The following is a 2,818-nucleotide window of genomic DNA, read 5'->3' on the forward strand; positions in this document are numbered from 1 at the left end:
CTCCCCGTCGGTCACTCCCCGTACGTCATGAGCACTTGAGGCTGGTGGAGGCGTCCGAGACCGTCGTGGCCAGCTTGTCGATCTGCGGCTTGAGGTCCGTGAGGGTCTGCTGGGCGGTCGTGTCGCCGGGGACGTCTTCGGACGCCTGCCGGAGATCGTCCGAGGCGCCCTGCACCGCGTCCCGCTTCGCCGAGCTGAGCGCGGACAGGTTCCCCTTGACGTCGTTCCAGTCGTCCTTGACGTCGTCGTAGGCGTCCTGGACCTGCTCCTTGGTGGCGGTCGCCGGGTCGAGGGCGGCGAGCTTCTGGTTGTCGGCCTTCAACTCTCCGAGGTTCTCGCAGAGTTCGCTCGCCGCCTTTGTCGCCTCGTCCTCGGGGGACGAGTCGCTGTCGGAACAGGCGGTGGTCGACAGAGCCAGAACAGCGCAGACAGCCCCGGCCGCGACGAGTCGCTTCATGACGTGCCTTTCTCTTCTTCGAACGTGCCTCGATTGACCACTCAGGTGAGTCAGGTGAGTCAGGTGAACCAGGTGTGTCGGGTGCACCAGGCGAGTGAGGTGACTCAGACGAGTACCTTCGCCTTGGCCTTCTCGAATTCCTCGTCGGTGAGGGAGCCGGACTTGTGCAACTCCGCGAGTTTGGCCACCTCGTCGGCTTTGGTGCCGCTCCCGGCCGACTTGCGGATGTAGTCCTGCACCGCGGCCTCTTGCTGTTTCGCCTGCTGGGCGTCGCGTCGGCCCATCCCGCGCCCGCGTGCGATGACGTACACGAGTACGCCGAGATAGGGCAGCACGATGCAGAACACCAGCCAGCCGGCCTTGGCCCAGCCGCTGAGTTCGTCATCGCGGAAAATATCCATGACCACGCGGAACAGCAGGAACAGCCACATCACCCAGAGGAAGAACCAGAGCATCGTGAGGAAGGTTTCGAGAAGGGGGTAGTCGTCCATGACGCTTTTCCTCTCCGGCGGTTTTCCGGCGGGTTCCGGCGGGTTTTCCGGTGGCTCTCCTGTGACGGTCCGATGACGGATCGTGCTGCAAATTATCCGGGGCGATATTCGATCGCGCATTTTCGGTGCGTGCCGGCGGCATGTCACGGGGGCTGAGGTCGAGCCCGTACGGGGCGTTACGATCCCCTCGAAATTCAGAATGATGAGGCTGGTCAGCGTCAACCGAGCGCACGTCGTGGGAGGCCCCCGTGGTGGACACCGCCGAACTGCCGTATCTGCGCCGCTGCGTGGAGCTCGCCGCCGAAGCGTTGGAGGTGGGGGACGAGCCCTTCGGCTCCGTGCTCGTGGGCGCCGACGGCACGGTCCTCGCCGAGGACCGCAACCGGGTGGCGGGCGGTGACAGCACCCAGCACCCCGAGTTCGCGCTCGCCCGCTGGTCCGCGAGCCACCTCACCCCGCAGGAGCGCGCGGCGGCCACCGTCTACACCTCCGGCGAACACTGCCCGATGTGCGCCGCCGCGCATGGCTGGGTGGGCCTCGGCCGGATCGTGTACGTCGCGTCGTCCGAGCAACTCGTCGGCTGGCTTGAGGAGTTGGGTGTCCCCGCCGCGCCGGTGAGCGCGCTGCCGATCAACGCCGTCGCCCCGCACGTCACCGTCGAGGGACCCGTACCCGAACTGACCGATGAGGTACGGGCCCTGCACCGCCGCCTGCACAGCGCGCCCTGACCGTAGGTCCCTGTACGCAGGGGTGACCCGCCACCGTGCGCCCCGCGACGGCCCCGCATACCGTGGCAGGGTCAGTCACACCTTCGGCCGGGGGCGAGAGGCTGGACCACCATGACCGCATTTCCGGACGGGGCGCCCTGCTGGCTCGACTGCATGTTCCCGGACGTGGGCGCCGCCCAGGAGTTCTACGGCGAGCTGCTCGGCTGGACCTTCGGCGAGGGCTCGCCGGAGTTCGGCGGCTACACCCAGGCGTACTCGGACGGCAAGGCCGTCGCCGCCGTCGTACCGGCGATGCCCGAGATGGCCGACCAACCGGTCGCCTGGAACTTCTACTTCGCCTCGTCCGACGTGGCCGCCACCGCCGAGAGGATCCGCGAGCACGGCGGCACGCTCATGATGGACCCGATGCCGGTCGGTGACTTCGGCAGCATGGTCAGCGCGCGGGAACCCAGCGGCGTGTCCTTCAGCGTCTGGCAGCCGGGCAGCCACCCGGGCTTCGGGAAGACCGGCGAGCCGGGCTCGTTCTGCTGGGCCGAGGTGCACACCCGCGAGGCCGAGAAGGCGGACGCGTTCTTCCCCGCCGTCTTCCCCTTCGAGGTGCGGCGGATGGTCGACGACAAGGTCGACTTCCACCTGTGGGACATCGACGGCGCGCCCGCCCTCGGCCGCTTCAAGATGGGCCCGGAGGTGCCGGGCGAGGTGCCGCCCTTCATCAACGTGTACTTCGGCGTCGAGGACTGCGACGCGGCCCTCGACACGGTGCGCCGCCTCGGCGGCCAGGTGTTCTTCGGCCCGATGACGACCCCCTTCGGCCGCTGGGCCACCGTCGGCGACCCGCAGGGCGCGGCGTTCTCGGTCATCGACGTACACACGACGGAGGGCGACGTACCGGAACTGGTCCCCGAGTCCGCCCCGTAAGGGAGTTGAGGGTACGGACGTACGTCAGGCCGCCGCTGCCCGAAGGACGTACGAGTACCGCTACACCGAAGGATGTACCGCCAAGCGCCCATGATCCTCACTGCTCATGACGCTCTCGCCGCCGAGTCCGGAAACCATGGAAGGAGTCAGCGAGCCCCGTCCGGACAGTGAGGAGAGCCCGATGCCGCACATGCCGTCGGAGCCCACGACCCAGCCACCCCCGC

4 protein-coding genes are annotated in these 2,818 nt (G+C 68.2%); 2 read left to right on the forward strand and 2 right to left on the reverse strand.

Annotated elements, in window-relative coordinates:
- Window positions 1-25: 25 nt before the first annotated feature.
- Both GUY60_RS36440 and GUY60_RS36445 read right to left on the reverse strand, forming a co-directional pair.
- Window positions 26-457, reverse strand: coding sequence for a hypothetical protein (locus GUY60_RS36440; protein ID WP_161705787.1), 432 nt, complete (start codon window positions 455-457; stop codon window positions 26-28).
- A gap of 104 nt (window positions 458-561) precedes the next feature.
- Complete coding sequence (locus GUY60_RS36445) at window positions 562-948, reverse strand: SHOCT domain-containing protein (protein ID WP_161705788.1); 387 nt, start codon at window positions 946-948, stop codon at window positions 562-564.
- 248 nt (window positions 949-1,196) lie between these two features.
- Between GUY60_RS36445 and GUY60_RS36450 the strand changes: the two genes are divergently transcribed.
- Both GUY60_RS36450 and GUY60_RS36455 read left to right on the forward strand, forming a co-directional pair.
- Window positions 1,197-1,676 (forward strand): nucleoside deaminase, encoded by a 480-nt coding sequence (locus GUY60_RS36450; RefSeq protein WP_161705789.1) that lies wholly within the window; start codon window positions 1,197-1,199, stop codon window positions 1,674-1,676.
- Between the two features lie 111 nt (window positions 1,677-1,787).
- Window positions 1,788-2,594: a VOC family protein gene (locus tag GUY60_RS36455; RefSeq protein WP_161705790.1), complete on the forward strand. Its 807-nt coding sequence runs from the start codon at window positions 1,788-1,790 to the stop codon at window positions 2,592-2,594.
- Window positions 2,595-2,818: the final 224 nt, after the last annotated feature.

The organism is Streptomyces boluensis (genome assembly GCF_009908195.1).
Lineage (GTDB): Bacteria > Actinomycetota > Actinomycetes > Streptomycetales > Streptomycetaceae > Streptomyces > Streptomyces boluensis.